Genomic DNA, 24,121 nt, shown 5'->3' with positions numbered 1-24,121 from the left:
CCCTATCCCGTGATTGGCGGCGGCTCAGGCCTCCGCGATGAGTTCCATATCGCTATCGCCAACCCGCGCCACGAAAAGCTGGAGGTCGGATGCGAGGGCTTGTTCCTTGAAGCTCTCGAAGTGTTTCGCATCGAGAAGTTCGATGCCGTCGACGCAGATAATCCCGAGCGGGCCGGCGCGAAGCTTTGCGATCTCCACCGCTATCTCCACCTGCTGACCCGAATTGAGGCGGTCGAACGGGATTTCGTGGCGGAAAATCTCACCATCCACAACGGAAAGGCCGTCGATCGGCAGGGCGGAAAGCAACTCGGACTTGTACGCCTCCAAGGATTCGAGGGCCGCCGTCTGGCGCTCCGCATCTTCTCGAAGCAAATCCGAGGCCGCGCGCATGGACTTGATGGTATCGCGTGTCTGTTGATGTTTGGTTGCCTGCGCCGCCTGCTCTTCGATCGACTTGATCTTGGCGGCCGTGTCCTCGCGCTCCTCGGCATGGTCCTTCAGCGTTATTTCCCGCTGCTGGCCGGCCTTGCGCTCTATATCGGCGAATTTTTCGTTCTCGGCCGCGACGGCGGCGGCATGGGCGATCTTCTCGTCCGCGATTTTCTGCTGAAGGGCGGCTATCTCCGCCTGCCAGTCGTCGACCTTCTTGTCGGAAACGGCCTTGAGCGCGGCGATACCGTCGTCGCGGCCCTTCCTGAACGTGTCAAGCTTGGTCGCGATACGCTCCAGTTCGGCGTCCTTTTTCCCGTCGATCACATTGAGCGCGGCGAGGAGCCCGCTTTTGTCAGCGGGTGTGTCAACGGTCTCGCCGTCTGGAAGGGTGGCGGAGAGCTGGTTGATCGTCGATTCCTTCTCGCGAACCGCCCGGTTTGTGCCGGTTCGATCATCGAAGATGGATTTGTGCAGTGCGGAAATCTGTTCGAGCGCGTGTACGCCGTCTTCAAGTTTCACTTCATAGCCGACGATCTTGGCGATGCGCTCGGCATCGGCGGTCATTGGCAGGCTTTCGAGCAACGCATTCACCCGAAGCTTCTTGGGCGCGCGAAGGAAGTCGACGGGATTGACGCTCAACATGTCGGTGAGGCCCTTTATGACCTCCGCCGGCCGTTGGACCTTCACACCATTTCGCTCGACCGTGGTGGTGGTCGCCTTCTGCGTGATGCGGCGGCGTATCTCGGTGTTGTCGTCGAGTACCAGAACGATTTCGCCGCGCTCGGCACCGCGGCGCAGCAATGTCGCATCGTCGCCGCCGCGAACGGCGCTCTTGATCGCCTCCAGAAACGATGTCTTGCCGACTCCGTTCTCGCCAGAAATCTCGTTGAATTTGCCAGCGTCGAATTCGAGGTGTTCGATTCCGAGTATCTGGGAAACCCTGATCTTGTTGATATGCATTCTCAGTCGTCCTGTTCGGGCTTCGCCGCCCGGTTACGTAGTGCGTCTCATGTAGCCAGGAATTCGAAGCGGTTGCGCACCTGCCATGCCGGCATAGTCCGGCCAGACGTTTGCCTCACGGCACTTGAGAATCTTGTCGAGGTTGCGGTGCGCGATTTCTCTTCCGATCTGCACGTCTTCGGGTTCCAGATAGTAGACGCCGACGGCGTAGGGCGGGGATTTCTCGACGGCCACAAAAACGAAGGTTTCGATGACTTCGCCGTAAAGCGACTCGATGACGTCAGGATACCACGCGGCTTGTACGTCGTACAAGTACCTACCTGCGGATCGCGCGAAGTTTTCCAGTGACGCGCTCTCCGTCGTCTTCAAATCGACGATCATCGAGAACTGAGACCGGTAGAAATCCGGCTTGCATTTCACCAGTGCGCCCGTCCTGGCGTCCTTCGCAAAGAACGTCGCTTCGGCAAGTCCATCCCGAAACAGGCCCGATGCGAGTGGATGCCGATGGACGGAATCCCTGACTGCAATGGCCGTTTTATAATCGTCAGTGCCGAGCACTGTGCGGTCGCCGGCGTCGGCAAAGAGTGCTGCCAATTGGGCTTTTCCGGCGTTTGTTCGACCATCAATTCCCTTCGGGCGAGCGACGAAACGCGATTCGAAGAGGTCTGGTTCGAGAACCGCCTTGTGGATTGCATCCCCAAGAATAAGGGCTGGCGTCTTCTCCTCTTCCTCGCGGCTCGGATCGAGGTAGCGCGCGAAGTAGTGGGCCGGTGTGATGTCGATCTGGTCGAGGTGGGATTTCGAAATGCCCGGCGCTGCATGGTACTCGTCATTCGTCATTTCCGGATAGAAGCCGGGGGCGATGCTCTGATGGTCCATTTGTACTCGCGCAGGTGTCAGATGGTTTTGGCGTGTCGCGTGCATTAAAGATGCGCTCAATTTGATCCATTGGAAATCGAAATGATTCTTTAATCCGTCGTTTTAACGCCAATGCTTTTTGAGATTGAGACGATCATTCTTGTTCACTGAAGTTCCCGGATATTCCCGCGTCTCCTTGAGACATTGCTGAGACGTGACATGTACAGTGTACAAGTCACGAAACGGGACCAATCAAAAATGACGAGTAAGAGTTTCGGCATCGCCTTCGATGATGCCATTGCTGCACTGCACGCGGATGCCAAGGCGCTCGGCGTTTCCATAAGCCAGATATGCGAGGAGGCCGGGGTTTCTCGGGCGACGCCGCACCGATACCTGAAGGTCAGGCCGACCACGGTCGATACCGTCGAGCGCCTTCAGGCGGCAGTCGACAAGCATCGCGCGCCGGCCGAATAGGCCGCGCCGATGATTTACGGGAGCGTGTGCAGCGGAATAGAGGCGGCTACGGTTGCGTGGCACCCGCTCGGCTGGAAGCCTGCGTTCTTCGCGCAACACGATCCTGACCACAAATACAAGAACGGGCCGGATTTCCCATCCGCCGTGCTCGCTCACCATTACCCGTCCGTGCCGAATCTCGGCGACCTGACGAAATATCGCGAGTGGCAACATGAACCAATTGACCTTCTTGTCGGCGGAACCCCCTGCCAGTCATTCAGCATTGCAGGACTCCGAGGGGGGCTGGATGACCCTCGTGGCAACCTGGCCCTCTCGTTTCTTGGACTTGCTGACCGAGCACGGCCCCGGTGGCTGGTTTGGGAGAACGTCCCCGGCGTCCTGTCAAGCAACAGAGGACGGGATTTTGGTTCCATCATCGGGGCGATGGCGGAACTCGGGTACGGGTGGGCCTACCGTGTCATTGACTCTCAATACGTGCGAGTGGACGGGTTTGGCCGGGCTGTCCCTCAGAGACGACGGCGTGTCATCGTTGTCGGATATATTGGAGACTGGCGCCGTGCCGCCGCGGTTCTATTTGACCGCGAAAGCCTGCTTGGGAATTCTCCGCCGCGCCGCGAAGCGGGGAAAGGCGTTGCCCCGACAATTAGCGCTCGCACTAAGGGCGGCGGCGGGCTTGGGACCGACTTCGACCTCGACGGAGGATTGATTCAATCCTCCGTCGAGGTCGAGCCCATTGTGATGGCCCACGGCCAGGCCGGCGCCGAGATAGCCGAGGGCTACGGGCCGACGCTCACCTGCAATCATGAAGCGCCAATTGTCGCGCATACGCTGCTCGGCAAGCGGAATGACAGTCTCGCGGCCGATATGGACACCTACGTCGCGCACGCGCTTCGCGGGGAGGGATTCGACGCGAGTGAGGACGGCATGGGCAGGGGCACACCGATTGTGCCGGTTGTTACCCCAATTGATATGCGCCAAGCCTCGCGTGGGGCGACAATGACCAACAACCGTCAAGCCGGTTCATCTGGCGGCGCACCAGGTACTGGCATTGGCGAGCCCGGAGACCCGTCGCCTAGTTTGAGTACATCGCACGTTCCAGCCATCGCCTTCGACTGCAAGGCAGGAGGGGAAACCGGATTCGCCATTGGCGATGTCCCCGGAGCGCTGCGGGGCGATGGTCACGGCGGCGGGCACGCGGCAATAGCGTTTTCGTCCAAGGATTCCGGTGCTGACGCCTCCGAAGGGGTCTCGCCGACGCTGCGCGCGATGAACCATTCGGACTCACACGCAAACGGCGGCGGGCAGGTCGCGGTGGCGACGTCTTGGGCCGTCCGCCGCCCTACCCCTCTCGAATGCGAGCGCCTTCAGGGCTTCCCGGACGGGTACACGCGGATACCGATGAAGCTGCTTAAGGGCAAGCCGTTCGGTCTCCATGCCATGCGGTATCCCGATCTCTATGACCAGAATCCGGATGGAAAATGGATTCGCGTTGCTGCGGACGGCCCTAGGTACAAGGCCATCGGCAACAGCATGAGCATCAACACGATGCGCTGGCTCGGCCGCCGAATTGAGATGGTCGAGGCCCTGTCATGAACGGGCCCTGTGCCAAGACCACCGTGCGTTGCACTCTGGTCACACCTTCAGGCGAGCGCATCGTCGGCACCAATGAGTGCGCCAATCCACAAGCGGCATGTCCGCGCGCGCCGGGCGAAGGCTATGAGAAGTGTCAATCAATCTGCCGGCAACTTGGCCATGCCGAAGTGGTCGCTGTCATGCGGGCGGGGGAGAGGGCCCGTGGATCGCGCGCCTATATCGAGGGGCATACCTACGCCTGCATGAATTGCCAGCATGCGTTGTTCGGCGCCGGCGTCAAATCCGTCTCCGTCGGGGCGCCTGAATAATGCCGGTGATCCTCCGCGACTATCAGGAACACGGCGTCACGCGCATCCGGGCGTCTCTCCAGACGCATCAGGCGCCGCTGTTCGTCGCTCCTACCGGCGCCGGAAAGACCGTGCTTTTCAGCTATATCGCGGCGGCGGCCTCCGCCAAGGGCAATCGCGTCACGATCGTCGCGCATCGTTTCGAGCTGCTGGCTCAAATCAGCCTTGCCCTTGGCAGGTTCGGCATTCATCACGGGATAATCGCGCCCGGCATCACGCCGGATCCGCGCGCGCTCGTGCAGGTTGCCAGCGTGCAGGCGCTTGCCAGCCGCCTGAAGAGGTCCAGCTTCACGATTCCGACTGATTTGTTGATCGTCGATGAGGCGCACCACGTCCAGCAATCGAATTCCTGGGGCCGCATCTATGCCGCCCTCGGCGCGCCGCCCACGCTCGGCGTCACGGCGTCGCCCATCCGGAGCGATGGCAAGGGCCTCGGCGTCGAGTGCGGCGGGATTTTCGACGACATCATCGAAGTGATCTCGACCGGCGAATTGATCGATCAGGGGTATCTCGCCAAGCCGATCGTCTATGCGCCGGCCGAACGCCTCGACCTCACCGGCATAAGGTCGCGCGGCGGCGACTATGAAAAGTCGGAACTGGCGGATCGTGTCGACAAGCCACGCATCACGGGTCACGCCGTTGACCATTATCAGGAGATTTGCCGCGGGCTGACCTCCGTCGCCTTCGGGGTGTCGATTGAACACTGCCAGCACATATCCGAGGAATTCCGCTCCGCCGGCCACCGTTTCGAGGTGATCGACGGGGATATGGACAAGGACCGGCGCAAGGACTTGATCGCCGGTCTGGGCAAGGGCATTGACGGTCTCGTTTCCTGCGACTTGATCGGCGAAGGGGTGGACATACCGGCGATCGGTTGCGCGATCATGCTTCGGCCGACGCACTCGACCGGCCTGCATGTCCAGCAAATGGGCCGCCCTCTGCGGCCGATATATGCGGACGGCTTCGATGTCGAAACGATGGAAGGCCGGTTTGGCGCCCTTGCCGCCGCCGGCAAGACCAACGCCTTCATCCTCGATCATGTCGGGAATTCGCTCGTCCACGGCCTGCCGGAGACGCCGCGGGAATGGTCCCTCGCCGGGATAACCCGAAAGCAGAGGAAGGCCGAAGAGTCCGCACTGCCGATCAAGCAGTGCGAAAAATGCTACGCGGTCTACCCGGCAGGCCCGATTTGCTCGATCTGCGGACATGAACAGTCCGTCGCCTCCCGCAAGGTTGAGCAGGTTGAGGGAAAGCTGCGGAAAATCACGCCTGAAGAGGCGGCGGCGATCGCGCTCCAGAAGAAAAAAGAGCGGCGCCAGGTTAACGCGGCGCGCACACTGACCGAACTTCAGAACTATGCGGAGAACAAGGGGTACTCGCCGACTTGGGCGGAGCACGTTTTCAATGCCCGCGAGCGCGCGGCACAGAAGCGCATCGACAATCAGGCCCAATCATTCCTGAGGCTGCCATGATCCGGCGCACCAGGAGCGGTCACGAATTCTGCGAGGTGGTCGCACTCTACGGCCGGATGGTGCCTGCCTGGAGCGAGGAGTACCGCGCTGCCTGCGAGGCGCGCGTCATTCTGGAGAAGCCACGGGAGGAGCGGCCGGAGTTCATGCAGTCGATCGCACGGCGGCGCGGAAGGACGGATGAGGAGCAGAAGATTGTTTTCGACGCGCTGTCCGGCGCCGTGACGGCAGAGTGGGACTGGCGGAAGAAGCAAAGAGAGGCGACATCGTGAGGGCCGCGACTAATTCAACCGCCAGCGAGATACCCCCCCCTCGCCCGGTTCTGCGCTGGCATGGTGGGAAGTGGATACTTGCGCCTTGGATTATTGCGCATTTCCCGCCTCACCGGATTTATGTAGAGCCCTTCGGCGGCGCTGCGAGCGTCCTAATGCGTAAGCCGCGCTCGTATGCCGAGATTTACAACGATCTCGATAGCGACGTCGTCGGCCTGTTTCAGGTGCTGCGCAACCCTGATTTGTCCGCACGGCTGATTGCCGGCCTCAGGTTGACGCCGTTCGCGCGCCTTGAATTCGAAAATGCCTATGAGGTGGTAGACGATCCAGTCGAGTCGGCACGACAACTTTGCATTCGGAGCTTCATGGGGTTTGGAAGTGACGGATTCAATAGAGATGTCAGAACTGGCTTCAGGGCTCAAAGCAATCGCTCCGGGACGACGCCGGCGCACGACTGGTGCAACTATCCGGAATCTCTCCTCGAAGTCGTGAAGCGCTTACGCGGTGTCGTGGTCGAGAACAAGGACGCGATCGAAGTGATGAGGGCGCATGACTGTCCAACAACTCTCCACTATGTCGATCCTCCATATATGCCGGAGACGCGCTCGGAAAAATCACGACGGACTGGCGAAAAATACCATGCCTACCGGCATGAAATGACGTCTGCCGATCATGTGGCGCTTCTCGAATTTCTCGGCGGCGTCGATGGCATGGTCGTTCTCTCTGGGTATCCGAACGATATGTATGAATCAATGCTCGAAGGATGGGTGCGCGTCGAGCGCGCTGCCCTGGCTGACGGCGCGCGAAAGCGGGTGGAAGTTCTCTGGATTAATCCCGCCGCCGCAGCTTTCTTGAACCGCGACCTCTTTTCAGGAAGCGCGGCATGAGCGAGCACAACATCATGCGCGGAATCATGATCGCCGTCTCGAAGGGGGGGGCTCGCTTCTTCCGCAACAATGTCGGCATGGGGTGGGTCGGGAAGTCGAAGCGCTTTTCGGAGCCGACGCAGATACTGGTCAAGCCCGGCGATGTCGTCATTCGGCAGGCTCGGCCCCTCCATGCTGGTCTCTGCGAGGGTTCCGGTGATCTGATCGGATGGACGCCTGTCGTTATTCTCGCTGAGCATGTCGGGATGACGCTCCCCGTATTCAGCTCGATTGAAGTGAAGTCCGAAACTGGATCGACCAGTGAAGAGCAGAATAATTTCTCTGAACAGGTGATCCAGGCCGGCGGCATCGCCGGCGTGGCCCGGAGTGATGCGGAAGCCCTCGCGCTTCTGGAAAAATACAAGCCGTAAGGCGAGATTTCTGGCTTCGGCCGGAAGGGGATAAATGTCGAGTACCGAGCCCACTGCCGACGATCATGTGACTGCGTTTCGCGATGCGATGCAGAAGGACGGAATCACGTTCGCCGGCACGCTGATAGCCGACGGGAAGTTCCATCGCGTTCATGGCGATGCCGACAAGAAGGGGAGGCGCAACACATGGTATGTGCTGTATCTCGACGGGCGCCCGGCGGGTGCTTATGGCTCTCTGAGCCTGTATGGGGAAGAGGTCAGAAAGTGGTCGGCGAAGGGCTCGAAGCCTCTGACGAAAGAGGAACGCCGGGCATTTGCCGAGAAGATGCGGGAGGAGCGAGAGAAAAAGCTGCGGGAGGAGGCTCAGCGTAACGCGAGCGCGGCCATCGCGGCGAATAGCATGTGGAACGCCGCAAAAGATGCGGGGAATGACCATCCCTACCTGAAACGTAAGGGCGTGCCTGGGTTCGGACTGCGCGTCGGCGATTGGGTTAAGGAATCGCCGCCCGACGCCGTGACCAGAGAAGTCCGCACCTACACGGTGAAGGACACTCTCCTCGTGCCGCTGCGTGACGAGATGAAGAACATCGTCTCGCTTCAGGGCATTTTCGCGAAGGAAAGCAAGGTCGGCGGCGAGCAGCGCACGCGCGACTTCGTCTATGGCGGCCGCAAGCGCGGCGCATGGTTCACGATCGGCCGCCCGACTGAGGTCGACGGCAAGATCACAGTCTGCATATGCGAAGGATACGCCACCGGCGCGTCCGTTCATGTCGCTACCGGTATGGCGGTGGTGGTGGCATTCGATATGGGCAATCTCATGCCGGTCGCGCAAACCGTCCGGCGCCTCATGCCGGATGTGCGCATTGTCATAACCGCCGACAATGACCAGTTCACCTTGAAGCCGGTCGAAAATCCCGGACTGACGAAGGCGCGCGACACGGCCGAAGCGGTTGGCGGGATGGTTGCGTTCCCGGTATTCCGCTCACTCGACGGCAAGCCTACCGACTTCAACGATCTGCATCTTGCTGAGGGCGCGGATGAAGTGAAGCGGCAAATCATGAATGTGATCTGCCCGCCGCCGCCTGAGCCATCCGCCGCCGCTCCCGATGAGGAGCCGCCGGCGCATGAGGCCGTTCCGGACCATGCCGACACGTCTGAGGCGGCAAAGCCCTATGAGGAGATGCCACCCGACGTGCCGGTTGAAAAAAAGGACACGGGTGGCTTCTTCACGATACTCGGCCACGATCGCGAAAAGATTTTCATCTACCAGCACGAAACCAAGATGGTGATGGAGCGCGGCATGGCGGACTGGAGCGATTCCGCACTGACCGCGATCGCGCCACTGCAATGGTGGGAGATGAATTTCTCCGGCGAGAAGGGCATGAACAAGAAGATGGCCGTGAACTGGCTCCAGCGCACGGCGTTCTCGCGCGGGTTCTTCGATCCGTCCACGCGCCGCGGGCGTGGCGCCTGGCGGGATGACGGCCGCATTGTCTACCACTTTGGCGATTGCCTCATGGTCGACGGAAAGGAGATGGACGTCTCCAAGGTCGACTCGGCCTACGTCTATGAGCAGGCGCGCCGCCTCCGGCGTCCTTCAGAGACGGCGATGACGGATGAAGACGGGCGTCGCATCGTCGAGGTCGCGAAGCTGTTTCGCTGGAACCGGCCGGCATCCGCCATTCTTCTCTGCGGCTGGGTCGCACTGGCGACGCTTTGTGGCTCGCTCAAATGGCGGCCGCATGTCTGGATCACCGGCGGTGCCGGGTCCGGCAAGAGCACCATCCTGACAGAGTTCGTGCAATTCCTGATGAATGGCGCCTCGATCTACGCGCAAGGCAACTCGACCGAGGCCGGCATCCGGCAAACGCTGAAGGCGGACGCGCTACCGGTTCTGTTCGATGAAAGCGAGCAGAATGACGAGCGTGAACGAAACCGCATCCAGGCGGTAATCGCGCTGATCCGCCAGTCGAGCACCGAGTCCGATGCCCGCACGATGAAGGGCACCACCTTCGGCAATTCGATGGAATTCATCATTCGCTCGATGTTCTGCCTCTCGTCCATCATGGTCGGCATGAAGCATCAGGCGGACTATGAGCGGTTGTGCATCCTGGCGCTGCGGCCGAAACGCGATGACGAGGACGCCTCGGCTGCATGGGAGTCCATCAAGGGGCCGCTCTTCAAGCTGAAGGCTGATACCGACATGCCGGCGCGTCTCATGCGGCGATCTCTGAACCTGCTGCCGATCACGCTCCAGAACATCGAAGTGTTTACGATGGCGGCGGCGCAGAAGTTCGGTTCGCAGCGCGATGGCGACCAGTTCGGCACGATGCTCGCAGGCGCGTGGTCGCTGGTCTCGACTCGCGTTGCGACGCTCGAAGACGCGACGGCGATGATCGGCCGGTATGACTGGTCGGATTATATCGAGAATTCGAAGACTGAGGAGTCGACGAAGGCGCTTGCCGCTCTCCTGAATTCGCTGATCCGGATGCAGAACGGGATACAGGTCTCGACATTCGAGCTGATCGCCGCTGCCGCCGGCCATGCTGTGGAGACGTGCGACGTGTCGATGAGGAATGCCGACGCGGTCCTTCGCCGGCACGGTATGCAGGTGAAGTTCTTCGGGAAGGGTGTGCAGAATGCCGCGCTCCTCCTCGCCAACACGTCGACGGAGCTTCCGAAGCTTCTGGAGGGGACGTCTTACGCCTCGGACATCCTCGGCCAGCTCGCTCGCGTCGATGGCGCGTACAAGGTCGAGCCGCAAAGCTTCAACGGCACGAAGTCTCGCGCGCTCGCGATTCCGCTTCCGCTGATACTCGACGGTGTCGAAGAGCGCCAGCCGGGCGAGGATGACGAGGATCTTCCGTTCTGACTATCTGTTGAGAACGATGAGCGCGCACTGGCACATTTTTATGGCAGTTTCCCTGTCTCCCAGCTCAAGGGCGGTGATCGCCTTCCCGAGCATGATGTAGGGCGTGTCGTGGGTTGACAGTTCATCGTTGAGGATGGCGTCAATATAGGCGTCTTGTGGTGGTGATAGAGGCCGTCGGTCGGCCTCTATGGAGGAGATGGTATAGACGGAAACGCCCAGAAACTCGGCGGCCTGATCCTGCTTCAGGCCCAGGTGTTCCCGAAACCGGCGCAACTTCTTGGCATCTGACATTAATTACTCGCTATGCAACAATACTGAGACGAATCCGGACGCTGATATTTCAACATTTCGGCCCCTCTAGTGGCTGCATCCCAGCAACAGCGGCACAGTCCTAGCAAAGTCCTACGCTCAGCGTCCAGACAATTTACGCGGCTGCCTCCCAGACTCCGTTACGGACGCGACGGAAGGGGCCCTGCTGAAGGGTCTGGCGTATCTTCTCGCGCCAGTGACGATTTTTGGCCGACTTCGGGTGGGTGGACATGGCGCTGTACAGTTCGTCGAGTGCCACCGGGCCGGGGCGGCCGTTGAGCACTTCAAGGATCGCCTGGCACCATGACTGGTCCGCGGCGGCGGCCGTGATGGCGAAGAAACGGGGTAGGCGGAGGGGAACGAATTTGCCGTCCATGCCACTGCAGGCCAGGCGTTCAGCGTCGCCGGCGCCATAGGCCACTAGGACGGAGGGGGCGCCGCAATTGTCCTTCGCTAGCCGTCCGTCGACATGGTGGAAATGGACGCGGCCGCGAAGGAACAGGAGGGCTGAGGCTTCCTCGAAGACGTGCTTGAAGAAGAACGCCGTATCGGTGCGCGCGAAGATCATCGCCGTGCCAGTGCCATGCGTGACGAGCCGCGCGAGCCAGCGGCCGGTCTGGCTGCCATAGGGCGGGTTCAACCAGACGCGGCCGAACCACGGAAGCATCAGGCCGTTGTCCTCGACCGTGTAATGCCGGCCGACGGTCGGCCAGGGCCGGACGATCGGCGAGCATGGGTCAAGGTCGAAGTGGCCCAGCGCCGTGACGATCTCGGGTGGCGTAAGCCATTCGTCGGTGTAGGCGTTGGCTGACTGGTGGCCGCCCATGCCGAGGTCGCCGGTCATGGCTGAACTGCCTGTTTCAAGCTGCCACCGTCGCGCGGGCTGCGAGCGCGATGATGCCGAGTGCGGCGCCCGGCGTCATGGAGATTCTGATCGTGTCTCCAGCCGGCTCTCGCCCCTCAATCCAGAACTCGAAAACGACGTCGGTTCCGTGCGCGATAACGGACGATCCCCCGTGAGTGTTCAGCTTAAGGGGCGGATTCATGTTCTGCCTCCCTCATAGCGGCGTCGATCGTGATCGCCATGTCGTGCTCGATGACCACCTGAACGTCCGGCGCAATCCACGGTGTTCCATCCTCCAGCTTCTCAGGCCCGAGGATCTTGTGCAGTTCGAGCCGGGTGCGTAGCCGCGCCATGATCGACGCGGCCGCCTTTATGGCTTCGGGATGTGGGGCATCGGTCATGCGGGGAGTTCCGGTTTGAAGAAGCCCAAGGCTCCTTTGCAGGGGATGAAGGGGATGGGACGGACGTCTTCGAGGATGAGACCGCAGGGGCCAAAGAACCAAGGCGAGTCTGATTTCGTCACCACGTCGACGATTTTTGCCGTGCCGACGATGCCGCCCCGGAGAAGATCGTCGAAAGCCGGCATGGCGAGTCCGGGCGGGAATGGGTGCGTGTAGCTAATTTGGTGGCATGCGTGAAGGCAGCCTTCATATTCATCTCGCGTCATGCCCTTCGACGCGTGGATCATCACCGGCCCGCGGAACTTCAATCCGGGATTCGACGGCCGCCAGTCGCGGTTCTCGACGTCCTTGCCGGCGTGGATGATCGCCCATGCCCAAGGCTGGCGGATAGAGAGGGCGTGCGTCGTCAGGGTCATGCGTTAACCGCCTTGATGATGTGGTCGACGCCGCCGTTTGAGAAATCGACGTCCTTGCCGTTCACGCGGTAGATGTTCATGGCGCTGCAGTCGGAGACTGTCTTTCCGCAAGCCCAACCACCCTCCCAATGGGTAAACCTGAACGTGCCACTCGCACCTCCGCACATGCGGCGCGAGATGCGGTCGCCAGGCTTCAACGCTTTCTTCGCGCGCTCGGTGGCGGCGCCCCTGACCTGCTGGTATTCCCCACGCTCCGCCGGCGTCATACGGCGGGTCATGATGTGGTCTCCAACGCAAGGTTGGCGCCTTCCGGAATGGAGAGGAACGACTCGCACGTGCCGTCGTCTTCCGGATAGAAGGTCTGATAGGACTGGTGCTCCGCTGCTTTGGCGCGGAACCTCAGGCAATCGTGACGCTTCAGGCACATGAAGTTGGTGCAAAGGGTGATGTCCGGCATCAGTTTCTCCACCAGCTCTTTTTCGTCGGCTTGTCCCCAATCGCCATCGTGGACCGAAGAGTCTTGCACAGGAGAGCCGCGTCATGCGCCTGTGTCACGGCCGCATATCCCCCCTTCGTCGTCGGCGGCTCCGGCTGGGTCGTATACCCGCCGAACGAAGCCTGAAGCGCGATGGAATTGTAGAAGATGTGCGTGCGCTCGCGCTCGACGCGGCGCTTCTGGCGAGCGCTGCGGCCGAACCATCGAACGGCGAGCGCGCCGGCGAAAAGGAGAGGCGCGAGCACCAGGCGGAATATCCTCTGCTCGAAGGCGCCGACGACGTCTATGAAGCGGCGGCGCGGGCGCTGGCGCGGCTGTGTCGGTGTCAGCCAATTATGCTGGTCTCGACCGATTGCCCAGCGGAATGTGTCCACCTCGAAGATGGATTCCCTCTCGGTGAGGGGGATGCGATATTCCATCACTTCCTGCCCACCAACACCGTCTCTCGTTTCGGACATGCTCATTTGACTATCCCGTTCTTCTTCATCGGACGGCGCTTGATCTCGACATAGGCATTTCCGATCCCCGTCCGCTGGACGTGAACGTGGAAGTCCTTCATCGGGAGCCGATGCTTGATCCGGAAGTGACTGCGGATGATCTGGTTCACGTCGCCTGGCCCCAGGCGAAAGGATCGCGGGGTCGGGTTCTTTCCGCTGCTGCGCTTCTTCCTCTCGCGGGCGAGCATCAGATTGCGAATCCACGATTCATCGTAGCCAAATTCCCTGGCGAGAACGCGCAGCTCGGCTGCTGTCCTTGCGGCGGCGATGCGCGCGCGGCGGACGCCGAATTTCTCCGGCTCTGGCATCTGATTGTGTTCTGTGAGACGGCTCATTCACCAAGCTCCTTCAGGATTCTGGCATACTGCGGGTTGTTCATGATCGGCGCGTCCGACATCTCCATGATCCGCTTCTGGTTCTGAAGTTCCTCGCGGCGCGTCGGATAGAGCACGCGGCGGGCCTCCATAAGTTCGGCGACGTAACTGTCTCGGAAGTCGCCATATGAGCTGAATTGCGTGTGACTCTCGGGATGTGCCTTGGAACGGTGGTCGACCATGAAGCATGCCTTCGCTCGTGACCGGAGCGCCGCGAAACGCTTGGTCCGCGCCTGGGTCTCCGTCATCTGAGGTCTGTCGAGCGGATTGCTGTCAAACACGGCTTGCATCCTTCGGTTAAATGAGCCCCGGCGACACGGGGGAGGAGGGGGGTGTGTCGCCGGGGCAGGCATCCGGGAAGGGGGAGGAGGAACCCTCCCGGAATTCGGGGTTAGTCGGTCATAACGTCGACCAGGTCGGAGAGGCTGTATTCGATGGTGTCGTCATTGGCGATTTTCATGACGGTGATCTTGGTGATGTCGATGCCGGCCCTCACGAGGTCGCGCATGATCCTCTGGTAGACGCTCGTCTTGACGTCTGCGAGTTCCCGATTGACGAGGGCGGAAGCGAGCGCCATGCCGGCAATGTTGCGGTTGGGGCTTTCGTCGACCACCGTCACAGCTCTGGCGACCCCACGGAAAACCTCGTCTTTCGCCCCTTGGGCAACGTATTCCTCGATTATCCCCAGAAGGCTTTCTTCGCCTTCTTCAAGGGACATGGTGACGTCGTCCGCGAGGGGGTCGTAGCCGACAATTTCGGAATAGGCGGCACCAATGAGTTTGCGCCTCGTGTCTTCGGGCATCCTCTTCAAGAGAGGTGCGACGGCCTCGCTGAGGGCGCTCATTCGATGCCCTCCAGAACCAGTTGTGTGGCGGCCTTCGCGGCGTCGGCGGCGAGCGCGACGCAGATGCTGTCCAGCGCCTTGGCGTTGTTGGCCTTCCGGTATTCCGTCAACCGGTCCCAAGAGCCTTCACCGTGGTTCGTTTCGAAACCCTTCTTGGCGAGCGCCTTGCCGGCTTCGACTTCGGCCCTGATCTTCGCCACCTGCTTGATTGTCTCAGGCGTGACGATCAGAAAGGGCTCGGTGTTGTGATCGGCCTCAAAAGCCGCTGTGTCGAAAACCCGCGCCCGCTTGAAGGGGACGGTCTCGCAGCAGGCATTCTTGATGAACGCCTTGATCTCGGCGTCGACCTCGTTTTCGGGTATGGCTCCGATCAGGGTGTTGGGAACCTTGGCTCCCTTAACCAGCGTGTGCCGTTCGATGATGATGTGGCAGATTTTCATTTGAATTCCTCCTCCAAGGAATGTGCCCGGCGGGGCTCTGGGATGGGTGGGGGAGCGTCCCCGCCGGGCATCTGGGGGCTACCGTTCGTCCGCCCTTGAATCAAACTGTATTGTACTCGGTACAAGTCCGCAATCGGAAAACGTCTCCGAAGCGATACTTTCTCGATATATTGGCATTTAGTGTCTCTGCCGCCACACCGCCGGCTTGTACGGCGTCCAACCCAAGCCCCGCCCCGTTCCACCTCGCGCGCGGCCAGGCGGCGCTTCCCGCGGGCAGGCGCGAACCATGAAGTGCTTCAGATTTGGAGCAAAAACGGTAACGGCGAAGAAAATCAACGGTAACAATCGACTGTTAATCCGTTGACTGAATATCGCAAGCCCATGATGTACTTGGTACATTTCGGAAGAGTTACGCGGTAACGGCCTCGGTAACGGGGTCCGTTACTGCGTAAGTCATTCAAACTATTAAGCTATTCGTAATTGGTAACGGAAGTAACGGTTTTCCGGAACACACCACCCTATTGCGTGCGCATGCGCATGAGCGCGCACATGAGCGCGCGCATGTGTAACGTCTATATATATATTACCGTTACTCCGTTACTTATATTATATAAGACAACAAAATCAATGACTTAGGCGGTAACGGTCGGGGTAACGCTTTTTTTGTGACCGTCACTCCTTCCAAATTCCCCAATGATTTCAACGGCCCGCGCGGTAACGGTCGGGATTTCATCGCCACCTCCTGAAAATACTTACTATCCCGATTGTTCATCAACAGTCCCGCAAGTATTCGTTAAATCATTTAAGTTCCCGCATGTTCCCGGAAGTTCCCGCGTTGTCGTATTGCTTTGCGATTACTGGTTGTGTCCTTATGTGGGCTCGCGGCTAGGGGGCACCCGAAAAGCCTGGCGTTCGTCCCGCTGGCCTGCCGCGAGTTTTTCCCAAGGGACGAAGGCGGGGCGAAATGAATAATCCAGACTCAGTACAAGCCCAGCCCACTGCCATAGGCGTCGACTACTTCGACATGCCGGGAAGCGACAAGCCCTATTTCAGGTGCTCCGTCCGGAAGGCAACCATCTCCTCTCCAGCATGCGCCCATATGTGGCGCGAAGCGCAGACTGCCGAAGGATTGAAAGCCGAACGGCTGGAAGTCTGCCGCCTCTGCCCGATCGGAGCCGCTCACGCAGGCGAGGTCGTAACCGCAACCTCCCGCCTCTTCGGATCAATGATCTGCCCTCGTTGCCGGCGCGGCACCACCCGCATGATCAACGGAACGCGATGCGTCTCCTGCTACAATCGGGAGCGCGAATTCATGGCCGGCAAGAATGCCAAGGGCACAGCTCCCGTCAAACTCGGCCCGCTCTATCCCATCAGCGTCAGCTACATGATCGATGGAAGAGCCCAACGCTACAGCACAAATCTTGCGCGCGATCTCATGGAACCGATGGTCTCCATCCTTCGCGCCACCCGCGGCAACATCGCCTTCGCGTTCCTCGGCTCGTATCAGCTTCGGCAAGGACGGCTGTTTTGACCGATACGCAAGCCAAACCCAGCACCCCCGCCCGAGATACCGGTCAATTCGCAATTACCGATCACGTCTGCAGGGTTTGTCTCGGCCGCGTCCTCATGAGCAGCGTCGACGGACAACGTGAATTCGTCTGCTCGAATTGCGGCATCAGTGGAATGCGAATCGTTCGGTCCATCTGCTGCTGCGGACTACAGGTTCCAGGCATGGGACGGCACGACTTCCGCGATGCGGGAATCCGATGCGTGGTTAACCCCAACCCAACGCCAGAAGTGCCCGCCCAAATCATCGCGCGCGAGGTCGACTGATGTTCACCATTGCTGAAATCGAAGACGATGCCGGGCCCTGGGAAATCCTTCGGCGAATTCTCGCATACCCGGAGATGGTCGAGCTGAAGGAATTGCTCGATTCCGACGTCACCCTCGCAATCCTCATCCGCACCGGTGAATGGAACGAGGGCGGGCGCGGAATTCTCGGCACCTGCAGCATCCCAACCGTAAGCGGAAAACTCCGCCCGCTGTTCGAGCACATGCTTGAGGACTGGATCGGCTATTTCCCGGATTTCCTGATCACCCTCAATGCGGATTTCTGGGAAGAGGCAAACCCTATCACGCGCGAGGCATTGCTATTCCACGAGGCCAAGCATGCCGGCCATGCCAAGGATCAATTCGGCTCGCCCCGCTTCCATCGTGAGACCGGGCGCCCGATCACATGCATCGTTCCGCACGATCTGGAGGAGTTCAACGCAGTCGTCTCGCGCTACGGCGCATGGAAGGGCGATGTGCAGAGTTTCCTCGACGCGGTGAATCCCTCGCAGAAGCCTCACAGCGCGTTGCTGGAGGGGCATGGAGAAAATTTCCCTCACATAGAGGCCCGGACACGCGAGCGTGCTCCAGCGCCCACAGGAGAGCCGTATGGCGAAGAGACTTTTCAGAGACGATCAAATCATCCGTATCAGGAATGATACACGGTCGCTCAAGGCAATTGCGCATGAATTCGGTGTGTCCAAGGTGGCGATACACATAATCAAGCGCGGCGTGACCTACAAGCACGTCAGTTTTCCGCCAGCGGTGACAGTCAGTGTCAGTGCGGAAAACTCCAGCATTTCCGCCGATTTTTGACGGTAAACGGCCATTCACTGACATGTGAATGGGTCGTGACCATAGGTTGTCAGTGAAGCTTGTCAGTGGACGAAGGGGACGGAACAAAATGGACGATGATCTTCGAGTTCGAGTTGCTGAAGCGATCGGGAGCGCGTTGTGGAGCGGTAATGAACGCGAAGTCTGGCCCGGCTTCCATGACTGCACCGTGACATTGCGGGCCGCCCTTCTCGCGGCGGCCGACGCGGCGATTATCGAACGTGACCGCACGGTTCGGTTTGAGGTCGAACCTGGTCGCATCTCCGATGCTGATCTTCGGACGATCATGGGGTTCCATCGCGAAGCCGTCGATATTGTGTGGGGCGCCGGCGCGCATATCGAGGGGGTGACGTTCGTTGAAGCGCTCAGTCTTTCCGATTTCAATCCGGAGAATGAGGTGGTGACGGAATTCCGCGCGGGCGCCACATACTGGACTGGCGATGGCCCGCGCCTGCGGACGTCGGGGCCGCGATATGAGCTTTGACGCGTCGATCTACCGTCCGCTTGTGCCCGTGCCACTTTTGCCAGACGAGGAGCCTTCGAGCAATCTCGGCACGCCGCCGAAGTTCTTGTGGTTGCCGCCGGCGCGCCTGCTTGTGGATATGCGGTATCAGCGCGAAATCGGAGACCGCGGCCGAAAGAACATCCGCAACATCGTGGAAAATTTCGATTGGGGCCGCTTTACCCCGGTAGTCGTCGCGCCGATCGACGGATGGTATTACGCGATCATCGACGGCCAGCATCGGTCGACCGGCGTGCTGACACATGGCGGTATCCCTGAAGTTCCCTGCATAGAGGTCGATGCGGACTGCGCGATGCAGGCTCGCGCCTTTATCCATATCAACGGATCGGTGACTAAGGTTACGCCGATGCAGATTTACCATGCCGGCATCTCGGCGCGAGACCCTGACGCGCTCAAGATTGACCAAGTGGTGACGGCCGCCGGCATTACGATTCTCAAATATCCGAAACAACAAAATGACCGGAAGCCTGGCGAAACGATGTGCGCCGCCCTGATCGGGCGCCTTATCGGATTGCATGGCGCGCGCGCCGTGCGGCTCGCATTGACCGGATTGAAAAAGGCGGACTTCGGCGGGCTCATTACGGCCCCCGTCATTCGTGGGGCGGTCGAAGTCGCGGTGTCAAACCCCAGCCTTTCTCGGGAGGAGGGGCCATTCATCGACGCTCTCGGCTCGATCCGGCACGACTCCCTGATCATGCAGGCGGAAGCCGAACGGCTGGTCGACCGTCGACCGCAAACCTTGATCTATCGCGATCTCCTCAAGGCGGAGATGGTAAGGCGGATAGCGCCGGCGAAGGTCGCGGCGGTTGTCGAAGCTCATACGCCGGCGGAATTGGCGCTGATCTCCGGACTTGCCGCTTTGGTCGACCTTTCGACCGAAGAGCTGACTGCGGAGACGCGAAAGCCGCTGATTTCCCACAAGCGGTTTCAGGCGTTCTATCTGCTGCACACTGCCATTGGCCGCAGTCTTTCGAGCATTGGCGTCCTGTTCCGGATGGACCGGACGTCGATCGCCCATGCTGTCAAATCCGTAGAGCGCTGGCGCGAGGACGACAAATTCGATGCGCGCATTGAGGGGCTTGCCACGCGGGCGCGGTGCTTGGTCTCGGAAGAGGCCGCCGCATGAAGAAGCCCACAGATACCCAGGCCGCCGCAATTCGCCAAATCGTCGCTTGGTACAAGGGCGGCAAGTCGACTTCGCAGGTGTTCTATCTGGCGGGCTACGCCGGCGTCGGCAAATCCGAGGTCGCGCGCATGGCGATCGAGGAGCTGCAGGAGAAATGCAAGGTCAAGACGATCTGCTCGGCCGCCTATACCGGCAAGGCCGCCCAGGTCATGCGCGACAAGGGCATTGATGACGCGATGACGTTCCACTCTGCCACCTACATTCCGTCAGAAGACGGGAACGGCGGGGTGAAGTACACGCTGGCATGGGGCGGGCCGGCCGCGTCCGCCGATCTGATCGTGCTCGATGAGGTGTCGTTCATCTCGGAAGCCGACGCGAACGATTTGCGCCTCTTCGGCAAGAAGATTCTCGTCATGGGGGATCCAGGCCAGCTCCCGCCCGTCAATGGGCAGGGTGCGTTCACCAACCGGACGCCGGATGTGTTTCTGACGGAAATCTGGCGGCAAGCTGAGGATAGCCCGATCATCCATCTCGCCACGCTGGCGCGCGAGGGGAAGCCTATTCCGGTCGGCGACTATGGCGATGGTGTCCGCGTCGAAATACTGAATCCCGATTCCCAGGTGGCGATTTACCGGGAGGAGACGCAGGCGATCTGCGGCATTCACCGTGTCCGATGGGGTTACACGCAACGCATTCGCCGAATTCGCGGGTTCGATGATCCGCTTCCGCAAGTTGGCGAGCGCCTGATTTGCCGGCGCAACAACAAGGCGCACGCGATCTTCAATGGCGGCATGTGCGAATTGATCGAACCTGTCTCTGAAACGCCTGACGGGTTCGTAAACCTGTCCGTCCAAATGGACCATCTCAAGCATAAATCTCTGAAGCTTTGGACCAACCCGTATCGGTTCGAGGAGCATTTCAAGGGCCCTGCGGAGAAGCCGCCGTATCTGAAGGGCTGCAATGAATTCGATTGGGGCAACGTGCTCACGTGCCATTCCGCGCAGGGTTCGGAATATGACGACGTCACCCTGATCGACGATAGCGGCGCGTTTCGCGAGGATCGCCACAAGTGGTCGTACACCGGCCTCACCCGCGCGAGCAAGCGTCTCGTTTTTCTCAAGAGGTCAGCATGATCGCTCAAGCCTATCCGCTCCAATGGCCGGAGACGTTCCCGCGGCGCCCGGTTCGCGAGGCGGGGCAGTTCAAAACCTCGCTGGCGTCGGCGCTCGAAAACGTCCAACGCAGCATCCGGCTCTTCGCGGCCGATAGCGGCAAAAAGATCGAGGGCATGGTGATTTCCTCGAACGTGACGCTCGGCGCCCAGCGGCCGGATGACCCCGGCGTCGCGGTCTGGTTTACGTGGGACGGGATGTCTGTGTGCTTTGCGGTCGACCGCTATTCCAAGGTCGAGGCGAACCTGCAGGCGATCCACCACATTATCGAGGCGCGCCGGACGGAATTGCGTCACGGGACGTTGGCGCTCGTGCGCGCGACGTTTCAGGGGTTCGTGGCACTGCCCGCGCCGGCGAAGCGGACATGGAAAGAGGTTCTCGGCGTCGGGCAGGATGGTCGGGTTACGCGGGCCGATATCGACGCCGCTTATCGACGCCTTGCGAAAGAGCGTCACCCCGACAAGCCTGGTGGATCGGAAGCGTCGATGGCGGAACTGAACGCCGCTCACGTGGTCGCGCTTGGTGAAACCTCATGATCGGGAGATTCACGAGTTGGATCCTGCGGTCTGCCGCCAGCCGTCTCGGGACGGTCGGCAAGCGCCGTCTCGCCGTTCTGTGTCTGCATCTCCTCTATGTGGGGCTCCCGTTCAAGGCGCTTTCGATAGCGGCCGAGGAATTTCGTGACGCTACCGTTGGACTTCATGTGGACCTGCAGCGGCACATCAAGGCTGTCCGCACGTGGTCTCCGGCGCCTGAAACCGCTGGCAGTACCGCCAGCACGGCGGACGTCGACGAATAGAAAGCAAAGGTTTCTGCGGCTTCGTGCCGCTCACGGCCAGTCATTGTGAATGACCATGCATCGGAAGGACGAAGTAATTTGCCCCGTATCTATCTCGACATGGACGGCGTTCTCGCCGATTTCGACGCCGGCCTCCGGGCGCTCGGCATCGAGCCGAACCAGACGACGAATAAATCCCGCTCGCATATGACGCCGGATGAAATCGTCCTGAAGGACAAGGTTTACGACGCCATTCTGGCGCAACCGTTCTTCAACACCCTGCCGCTCATGCACGATGCCCAAGTGCTCTGGGATTTCTGCGCGCCGTTCGAGCCGGTCATTCTGACGGCGGCGCCAAGCCGGGAGTCGGGTTTCGAGAAGGCCGCGCGCGAGAAGCGGGAGTGGATCGAAGAGCACTTCGGGCCAATTCCGGATGAGCGCTTCATCTGCACGAATTCGTCGAAGAAGCGGAATTACGTCGGGCACCTGCCGGGTTCGAAGCAAGTCCTGGTCGATGACCGCGCGTCGAACGTGACGGACTGGATTGCCGCTGGCGGTACGGGGATTCTGCATCTGTCTGCCGTGTCGAGCCTGAGGGTGCTCAAATTTCTGCTCCACGGCGAGAAGGCGGTTGCTTATGGGGACACCGCCGCATGACACAGAAACCGATAGCCGCATCCGACAAGATGAAGGGCAAGAAGCGACTCGAGTCCCTTCAGAAGGCGCGCCGGAAGGTGAGGCCGGATGGCCTCTACCTTATCAAGCGGCATGGCGGCTGGTTTCGGCCTGGCGCGCACGGCTACACGCGGAAATTGGGCGAGGCCGGCACATTCACCGGGACCGAGGCGCTGACATATCTGGATGCCGAAGGCGTTTCGTTGTGGCCGCTGGTGACCGTCCGCGCCGCCGCGCTGGAAGAGATTGTGGAGATGAGCGCCGAAATGGCGGGTCTCACGGCGCTCCTGAAGCTGGCTTACGAGCAGCGGAGCACTTGATCGATGAGTCGCATGATGGAATTGCTGGCACAGAAGGCCTCCGTGATGGCTGAGCGCGCGAAAGAGCGTGCCGACTCCACTGCCGTTGTGACCGCTATCCGCGCCGCCCGCTGCGACCTGTCCGATGAGAAGCGGACGCAGGCGGACATTGCCGAGGCGCTGACGGCCGCTGGAATTCCATTCGAGCGCGAATTCAGGCTGGCCGCCGGCGATATTGTCGACTTCCTCGCCTATGGGGCGATCGCCGTCGAGGTGAAGCTGAAGGGCGCGGCCAAGCGGTCGATCTTCAGGCAACTCAAGCGGTACGCGGAACACGACGCTGTGCAGGCGATTGTGCTTGTGACGAACCTGAGTATGGGGATGCCTGCCGAGATTGCCGGGAAGCCGGCCTATTACGTTTCGCTCGGGAGGGCGTGGCTGTGAGGTGGCCGCGGGGGCGACATAACGGGAAGAGGATCGTCGGAATCGAATTGAAGGTCCGGATCAATGTCCTCTATTGGCGTCTTCATCTGTCCAACAAATGGGGGACATGTGCCTCTTTGGGGCCGATCAAGCTCTGGCATGCGTGGGCTTACGAGTGACCCGCACCTACGGCTCTCTTCGTCTGACGGCTGAAAACCAATGGGAGGTCTCGAACCTCGAATCCCACGTGGCAATTCGGCTGAAGCAAATCTTCGCGCGGATCCCGAAGCATCAATCGGGCGCGTTTCTCCTGCCGAACGATCTCGCGCACGCGGCCGACATTGAATGGTTTACGGCGCGCTATCCGCTGGCCGTCTCCGATGCCGATCGGGAGGCGCTGCACGGCGGCCGCCTCGCGTTTGAGGGCAATCAGGCGGAAATGGAGCGCATCCTGCAGCCGTCGCATGAGATGCCGGCCTATGTCGGGCTTCGTCCCGGTAAGGCGGTGCGGCACTATCAGGCGCAAGCCGTCGAAGTGCTCATGCGCGCGAAGGGGCTTCTTGTCGGCGATGAGGTCGGCCTTGGCAAGACGTTCATCACGGCGGCCGCCTGTCTGGCGCCAGGCACGCTGCCGGCGGCAATCGTCTGCAAGACGCATCTCCAACGGCAGTGGTTTGATGTTCTGACCGAATTCACGACGTTGCGCGTCCACGAAATCAGGGGCACGCGGCCCTACAAACTGCCGCCGGCCGACGTCTACATCTTCCGGTACAGCCAGATTGCCGGTTGGGTCGATACATACCGGGAGATGCAATTCAAGCTGGTCGCGTTCGATGAGATTCAGGAGTTGCGAACCGGCCGGTCGACGGCCAAGGGCGCTGCGGCTTGGGCGCTGTGCGAATACGCCGACTTCAAGCTCGGGCTGACCGCGACGCCGATCTACAATTACGGCAACGAAATCTGGCATATCGTTGAATTCCTGCGGCCGGGGCTGCTCGGGACGTGGTTTGAATTCACGGTCGAGTGGCTGGCGGGGCGTGTGGTGAAGAACCCCGACGCGCTTGGGATGTTCCTCCGCGAGCAATACGCATTCCTGCGCCGGACAAAGAAAGACGTCGGGCAGGAGCCAGCCACTACGGTAAATGTTGATACTGACAATTCGAACGTCAAATCAATCGGCTAGGCCGGTTTTTCGAGCTAACGCCTTGATACAAGAAGCTTTGCCCCGCAATTCGGTCAAAAGCCCGGTTTGCGGGGCAAACGTAT

At 60.5% G+C, this 24,121-nt stretch carries 33 protein-coding genes; 19 read left to right on the top strand and 14 right to left on the bottom strand.

Annotated features, from left to right (window positions below; genetic code table 11):
- Nucleotides 1-24: 24 nt before the first annotated feature.
- Both Q8S60_RS10770 and Q8S60_RS10765 read right to left on the bottom strand, forming a co-directional pair.
- Nucleotides 25-1,392, bottom strand: coding sequence for a hypothetical protein (locus tag Q8S60_RS10770; RefSeq protein ID WP_305668546.1), 1,368 nt, complete (start codon nucleotides 1,390-1,392; stop codon nucleotides 25-27).
- A 33-nt stretch (nucleotides 1,393-1,425) separates the two neighbouring features.
- Nucleotides 1,426-2,271, bottom strand: a complete 846-nt coding sequence (locus tag Q8S60_RS10765; RefSeq protein ID WP_305668545.1) for a PD-(D/E)XK nuclease-like domain-containing protein — start codon at nucleotides 2,269-2,271, stop codon at nucleotides 1,426-1,428.
- 237 nt (nucleotides 2,272-2,508) lie between these two features.
- Here Q8S60_RS10765 and Q8S60_RS10760 point away from each other — a divergent pair, with 237 nt between their 5' ends.
- From Q8S60_RS10760 to Q8S60_RS10725, 8 genes are read left to right on the top strand one after another with little or no spacing between them, the layout of a single operon-like run.
- On the top strand, nucleotides 2,509-2,724 hold the full coding sequence (locus Q8S60_RS10760; RefSeq protein ID WP_305668544.1) for a hypothetical protein: 216 nt from the start codon (nucleotides 2,509-2,511) through the stop codon (nucleotides 2,722-2,724).
- A gap of 9 nt (nucleotides 2,725-2,733) precedes the next feature.
- Complete coding sequence (locus tag Q8S60_RS10755) at nucleotides 2,734-4,317, top strand: DNA cytosine methyltransferase (RefSeq protein ID WP_305668543.1); 1,584 nt, start codon at nucleotides 2,734-2,736, stop codon at nucleotides 4,315-4,317.
- The gene (locus Q8S60_RS10750) at nucleotides 4,314-4,625 is read left to right on the top strand and encodes a hypothetical protein (RefSeq protein ID WP_305668542.1); all 312 of its coding nucleotides are present in this window, start codon (nucleotides 4,314-4,316) and stop codon (nucleotides 4,623-4,625) included. Before Q8S60_RS10755 ends, Q8S60_RS10750 begins: the two co-directional genes overlap by 4 nt.
- Nucleotides 4,625-6,136 (top strand): DEAD/DEAH box helicase, encoded by a 1,512-nt coding sequence (locus Q8S60_RS10745; protein WP_305668541.1) that lies wholly within the window; start codon nucleotides 4,625-4,627, stop codon nucleotides 6,134-6,136. The genes Q8S60_RS10750 and Q8S60_RS10745 overlap by 1 nt, the downstream gene beginning before the upstream one ends.
- Complete coding sequence (locus Q8S60_RS10740) at nucleotides 6,133-6,405, top strand: hypothetical protein (protein ID WP_305668540.1); 273 nt, start codon at nucleotides 6,133-6,135, stop codon at nucleotides 6,403-6,405. The genes Q8S60_RS10745 and Q8S60_RS10740 overlap by 4 nt, the downstream gene beginning before the upstream one ends.
- Nucleotides 6,366-7,292: a DNA adenine methylase gene (locus Q8S60_RS10735; RefSeq protein WP_371134381.1), complete on the top strand. Its 927-nt coding sequence runs from the start codon at nucleotides 6,366-6,368 to the stop codon at nucleotides 7,290-7,292. The genes Q8S60_RS10740 and Q8S60_RS10735 overlap by 40 nt, the downstream gene beginning before the upstream one ends.
- Nucleotides 7,289-7,702, top strand: a complete 414-nt coding sequence (locus Q8S60_RS10730; RefSeq protein ID WP_305668538.1) for a VRR-NUC domain-containing protein — start codon at nucleotides 7,289-7,291, stop codon at nucleotides 7,700-7,702. The genes Q8S60_RS10735 and Q8S60_RS10730 overlap by 4 nt, the downstream gene beginning before the upstream one ends.
- 34 nt (nucleotides 7,703-7,736) lie before the next feature.
- Nucleotides 7,737-10,574, top strand: a complete 2,838-nt coding sequence (locus Q8S60_RS10725) for a toprim domain-containing protein (protein WP_305668537.1) — start codon at nucleotides 7,737-7,739, stop codon at nucleotides 10,572-10,574.
- Here Q8S60_RS10725 and Q8S60_RS10720 read toward each other — a convergent pair whose 3' ends face one another.
- The 12 genes from Q8S60_RS10720 to Q8S60_RS10665 form a co-directional block, all read right to left on the bottom strand.
- On the bottom strand, nucleotides 10,575-10,865 hold the full coding sequence (locus Q8S60_RS10720) for a DNA-binding transcriptional regulator (RefSeq protein ID WP_305668536.1): 291 nt from the start codon (nucleotides 10,863-10,865) through the stop codon (nucleotides 10,575-10,577).
- 133 nt (nucleotides 10,866-10,998) lie between these two features.
- On the bottom strand, nucleotides 10,999-11,727 hold the full coding sequence (locus Q8S60_RS10715) for a DNA N-6-adenine-methyltransferase (protein WP_305668535.1): 729 nt from the start codon (nucleotides 11,725-11,727) through the stop codon (nucleotides 10,999-11,001).
- A 16-nt stretch (nucleotides 11,728-11,743) separates the two neighbouring features.
- Nucleotides 11,744-11,929 (bottom strand): hypothetical protein, encoded by a 186-nt coding sequence (locus Q8S60_RS10710; RefSeq protein ID WP_305668534.1) that lies wholly within the window; start codon nucleotides 11,927-11,929, stop codon nucleotides 11,744-11,746.
- Entirely contained in the window at nucleotides 11,913-12,128 is a 216-nt protein-coding gene (locus Q8S60_RS10705; protein ID WP_305668533.1) for a hypothetical protein, read from the bottom strand. The genes Q8S60_RS10710 and Q8S60_RS10705 overlap by 17 nt, the downstream gene beginning before the upstream one ends.
- A complete protein-coding gene (locus Q8S60_RS10700) occupies nucleotides 12,125-12,544 on the bottom strand; it encodes a hypothetical protein (protein ID WP_305668532.1) in 420 nt (139 codons plus the stop codon). Before Q8S60_RS10700 ends, Q8S60_RS10705 begins: the two co-directional genes overlap by 4 nt.
- Nucleotides 12,541-12,822, bottom strand: coding sequence for a hypothetical protein (locus Q8S60_RS10695; protein WP_305668531.1), 282 nt, complete (start codon nucleotides 12,820-12,822; stop codon nucleotides 12,541-12,543). The genes Q8S60_RS10700 and Q8S60_RS10695 overlap by 4 nt, the downstream gene beginning before the upstream one ends.
- Nucleotides 12,819-13,001, bottom strand: coding sequence for a hypothetical protein (locus Q8S60_RS10690; RefSeq protein ID WP_305668530.1), 183 nt, complete (start codon nucleotides 12,999-13,001; stop codon nucleotides 12,819-12,821). The genes Q8S60_RS10695 and Q8S60_RS10690 overlap by 4 nt, the downstream gene beginning before the upstream one ends.
- Nucleotides 13,001-13,504 carry a hypothetical protein gene (locus Q8S60_RS10685; protein ID WP_305668529.1) on the bottom strand — a complete coding sequence of 168 codons (504 nt, stop codon included), beginning with the start codon at nucleotides 13,502-13,504 and terminating at the stop codon, nucleotides 13,001-13,003. Before Q8S60_RS10685 ends, Q8S60_RS10690 begins: the two co-directional genes overlap by 1 nt.
- Complete coding sequence (locus Q8S60_RS10680) at nucleotides 13,501-13,872, bottom strand: hypothetical protein (RefSeq protein ID WP_305668528.1); 372 nt, start codon at nucleotides 13,870-13,872, stop codon at nucleotides 13,501-13,503. Before Q8S60_RS10680 ends, Q8S60_RS10685 begins: the two co-directional genes overlap by 4 nt.
- The gene (locus Q8S60_RS10675) at nucleotides 13,869-14,159 is read right to left on the bottom strand and encodes a hypothetical protein (protein ID WP_305668527.1); all 291 of its coding nucleotides are present in this window, start codon (nucleotides 14,157-14,159) and stop codon (nucleotides 13,869-13,871) included. Before Q8S60_RS10675 ends, Q8S60_RS10680 begins: the two co-directional genes overlap by 4 nt.
- A 143-nt stretch (nucleotides 14,160-14,302) precedes the next feature.
- The gene (locus Q8S60_RS10670; protein ID WP_305668526.1) at nucleotides 14,303-14,755 is read right to left on the bottom strand and encodes a hypothetical protein; all 453 of its coding nucleotides are present in this window, start codon (nucleotides 14,753-14,755) and stop codon (nucleotides 14,303-14,305) included.
- A complete protein-coding gene (locus tag Q8S60_RS10665) occupies nucleotides 14,752-15,195 on the bottom strand; it encodes a hypothetical protein (RefSeq protein ID WP_305668525.1) in 444 nt (147 codons plus the stop codon). The genes Q8S60_RS10670 and Q8S60_RS10665 overlap by 4 nt, the downstream gene beginning before the upstream one ends.
- A 1,099-nt stretch (nucleotides 15,196-16,294) precedes the next feature.
- Between Q8S60_RS10665 and Q8S60_RS10660 the strand changes: the two genes are divergently transcribed.
- From Q8S60_RS10660 to Q8S60_RS10610, 11 genes are all read left to right on the top strand, one after another.
- Nucleotides 16,295-16,726 carry a hypothetical protein gene (locus tag Q8S60_RS10660; RefSeq protein WP_305668524.1) on the top strand — a complete coding sequence of 144 codons (432 nt, stop codon included), beginning with the start codon at nucleotides 16,295-16,297 and terminating at the stop codon, nucleotides 16,724-16,726.
- Between the two features lie 301 nt (nucleotides 16,727-17,027).
- Complete coding sequence (locus Q8S60_RS10655; protein WP_305668523.1) at nucleotides 17,028-17,684, top strand: putative metallopeptidase; 657 nt, start codon at nucleotides 17,028-17,030, stop codon at nucleotides 17,682-17,684.
- Nucleotides 17,685-17,929: 245 nt separating this feature from the next.
- A complete protein-coding gene (locus Q8S60_RS10650; RefSeq protein WP_305668522.1) occupies nucleotides 17,930-18,343 on the top strand; it encodes a hypothetical protein in 414 nt (137 codons plus the stop codon).
- Nucleotides 18,333-19,508, top strand: a complete 1,176-nt coding sequence (locus Q8S60_RS10645; RefSeq protein ID WP_305668521.1) for a helix-turn-helix domain-containing protein — start codon at nucleotides 18,333-18,335, stop codon at nucleotides 19,506-19,508. Before Q8S60_RS10650 ends, Q8S60_RS10645 begins: the two co-directional genes overlap by 11 nt.
- Nucleotides 19,505-20,641, top strand: a complete 1,137-nt coding sequence (locus Q8S60_RS10640; protein WP_305668520.1) for an ATP-dependent RecD-like DNA helicase — start codon at nucleotides 19,505-19,507, stop codon at nucleotides 20,639-20,641. The genes Q8S60_RS10645 and Q8S60_RS10640 overlap by 4 nt, the downstream gene beginning before the upstream one ends.
- Nucleotides 20,638-21,216 carry a J domain-containing protein gene (locus tag Q8S60_RS10635; RefSeq protein ID WP_305668519.1) on the top strand — a complete coding sequence of 193 codons (579 nt, stop codon included), beginning with the start codon at nucleotides 20,638-20,640 and terminating at the stop codon, nucleotides 21,214-21,216. Before Q8S60_RS10640 ends, Q8S60_RS10635 begins: the two co-directional genes overlap by 4 nt.
- Entirely contained in the window at nucleotides 21,213-21,479 is a 267-nt protein-coding gene (locus Q8S60_RS10630) for a hypothetical protein (RefSeq protein WP_305668518.1), read from the top strand. The genes Q8S60_RS10635 and Q8S60_RS10630 overlap by 4 nt, the downstream gene beginning before the upstream one ends.
- Nucleotides 21,480-21,557: 78 nt before the next feature.
- A complete protein-coding gene (locus tag Q8S60_RS10625; protein WP_305668517.1) occupies nucleotides 21,558-22,115 on the top strand; it encodes a hypothetical protein in 558 nt (185 codons plus the stop codon).
- Nucleotides 22,112-22,453, top strand: coding sequence for a hypothetical protein (locus tag Q8S60_RS10620; protein ID WP_305668516.1), 342 nt, complete (start codon nucleotides 22,112-22,114; stop codon nucleotides 22,451-22,453). Before Q8S60_RS10625 ends, Q8S60_RS10620 begins: the two co-directional genes overlap by 4 nt.
- Before the next feature lie 12 nt (nucleotides 22,454-22,465).
- On the top strand, nucleotides 22,466-22,876 hold the full coding sequence (locus Q8S60_RS10615) for a hypothetical protein (RefSeq protein ID WP_305668515.1): 411 nt from the start codon (nucleotides 22,466-22,468) through the stop codon (nucleotides 22,874-22,876).
- 154 nt (nucleotides 22,877-23,030) lie between these two features.
- Nucleotides 23,031-24,038 carry an SNF2-related protein gene (locus Q8S60_RS10610; RefSeq protein ID WP_305668514.1) on the top strand — a complete coding sequence of 336 codons (1,008 nt, stop codon included), beginning with the start codon at nucleotides 23,031-23,033 and terminating at the stop codon, nucleotides 24,036-24,038.
- The last annotated feature ends 83 nt before the right edge of the window (nucleotides 24,039-24,121 follow it).

This window comes from Parvibaculum sp., from assembly GCF_030694575.1.
Taxonomy (GTDB): Bacteria; Pseudomonadota; Alphaproteobacteria; order Parvibaculales; family Parvibaculaceae; genus Parvibaculum.
The sequence above is the reverse complement of the archived record's forward strand: the minus strand, read 5'-3'. Positions and strand labels throughout refer to the sequence as shown.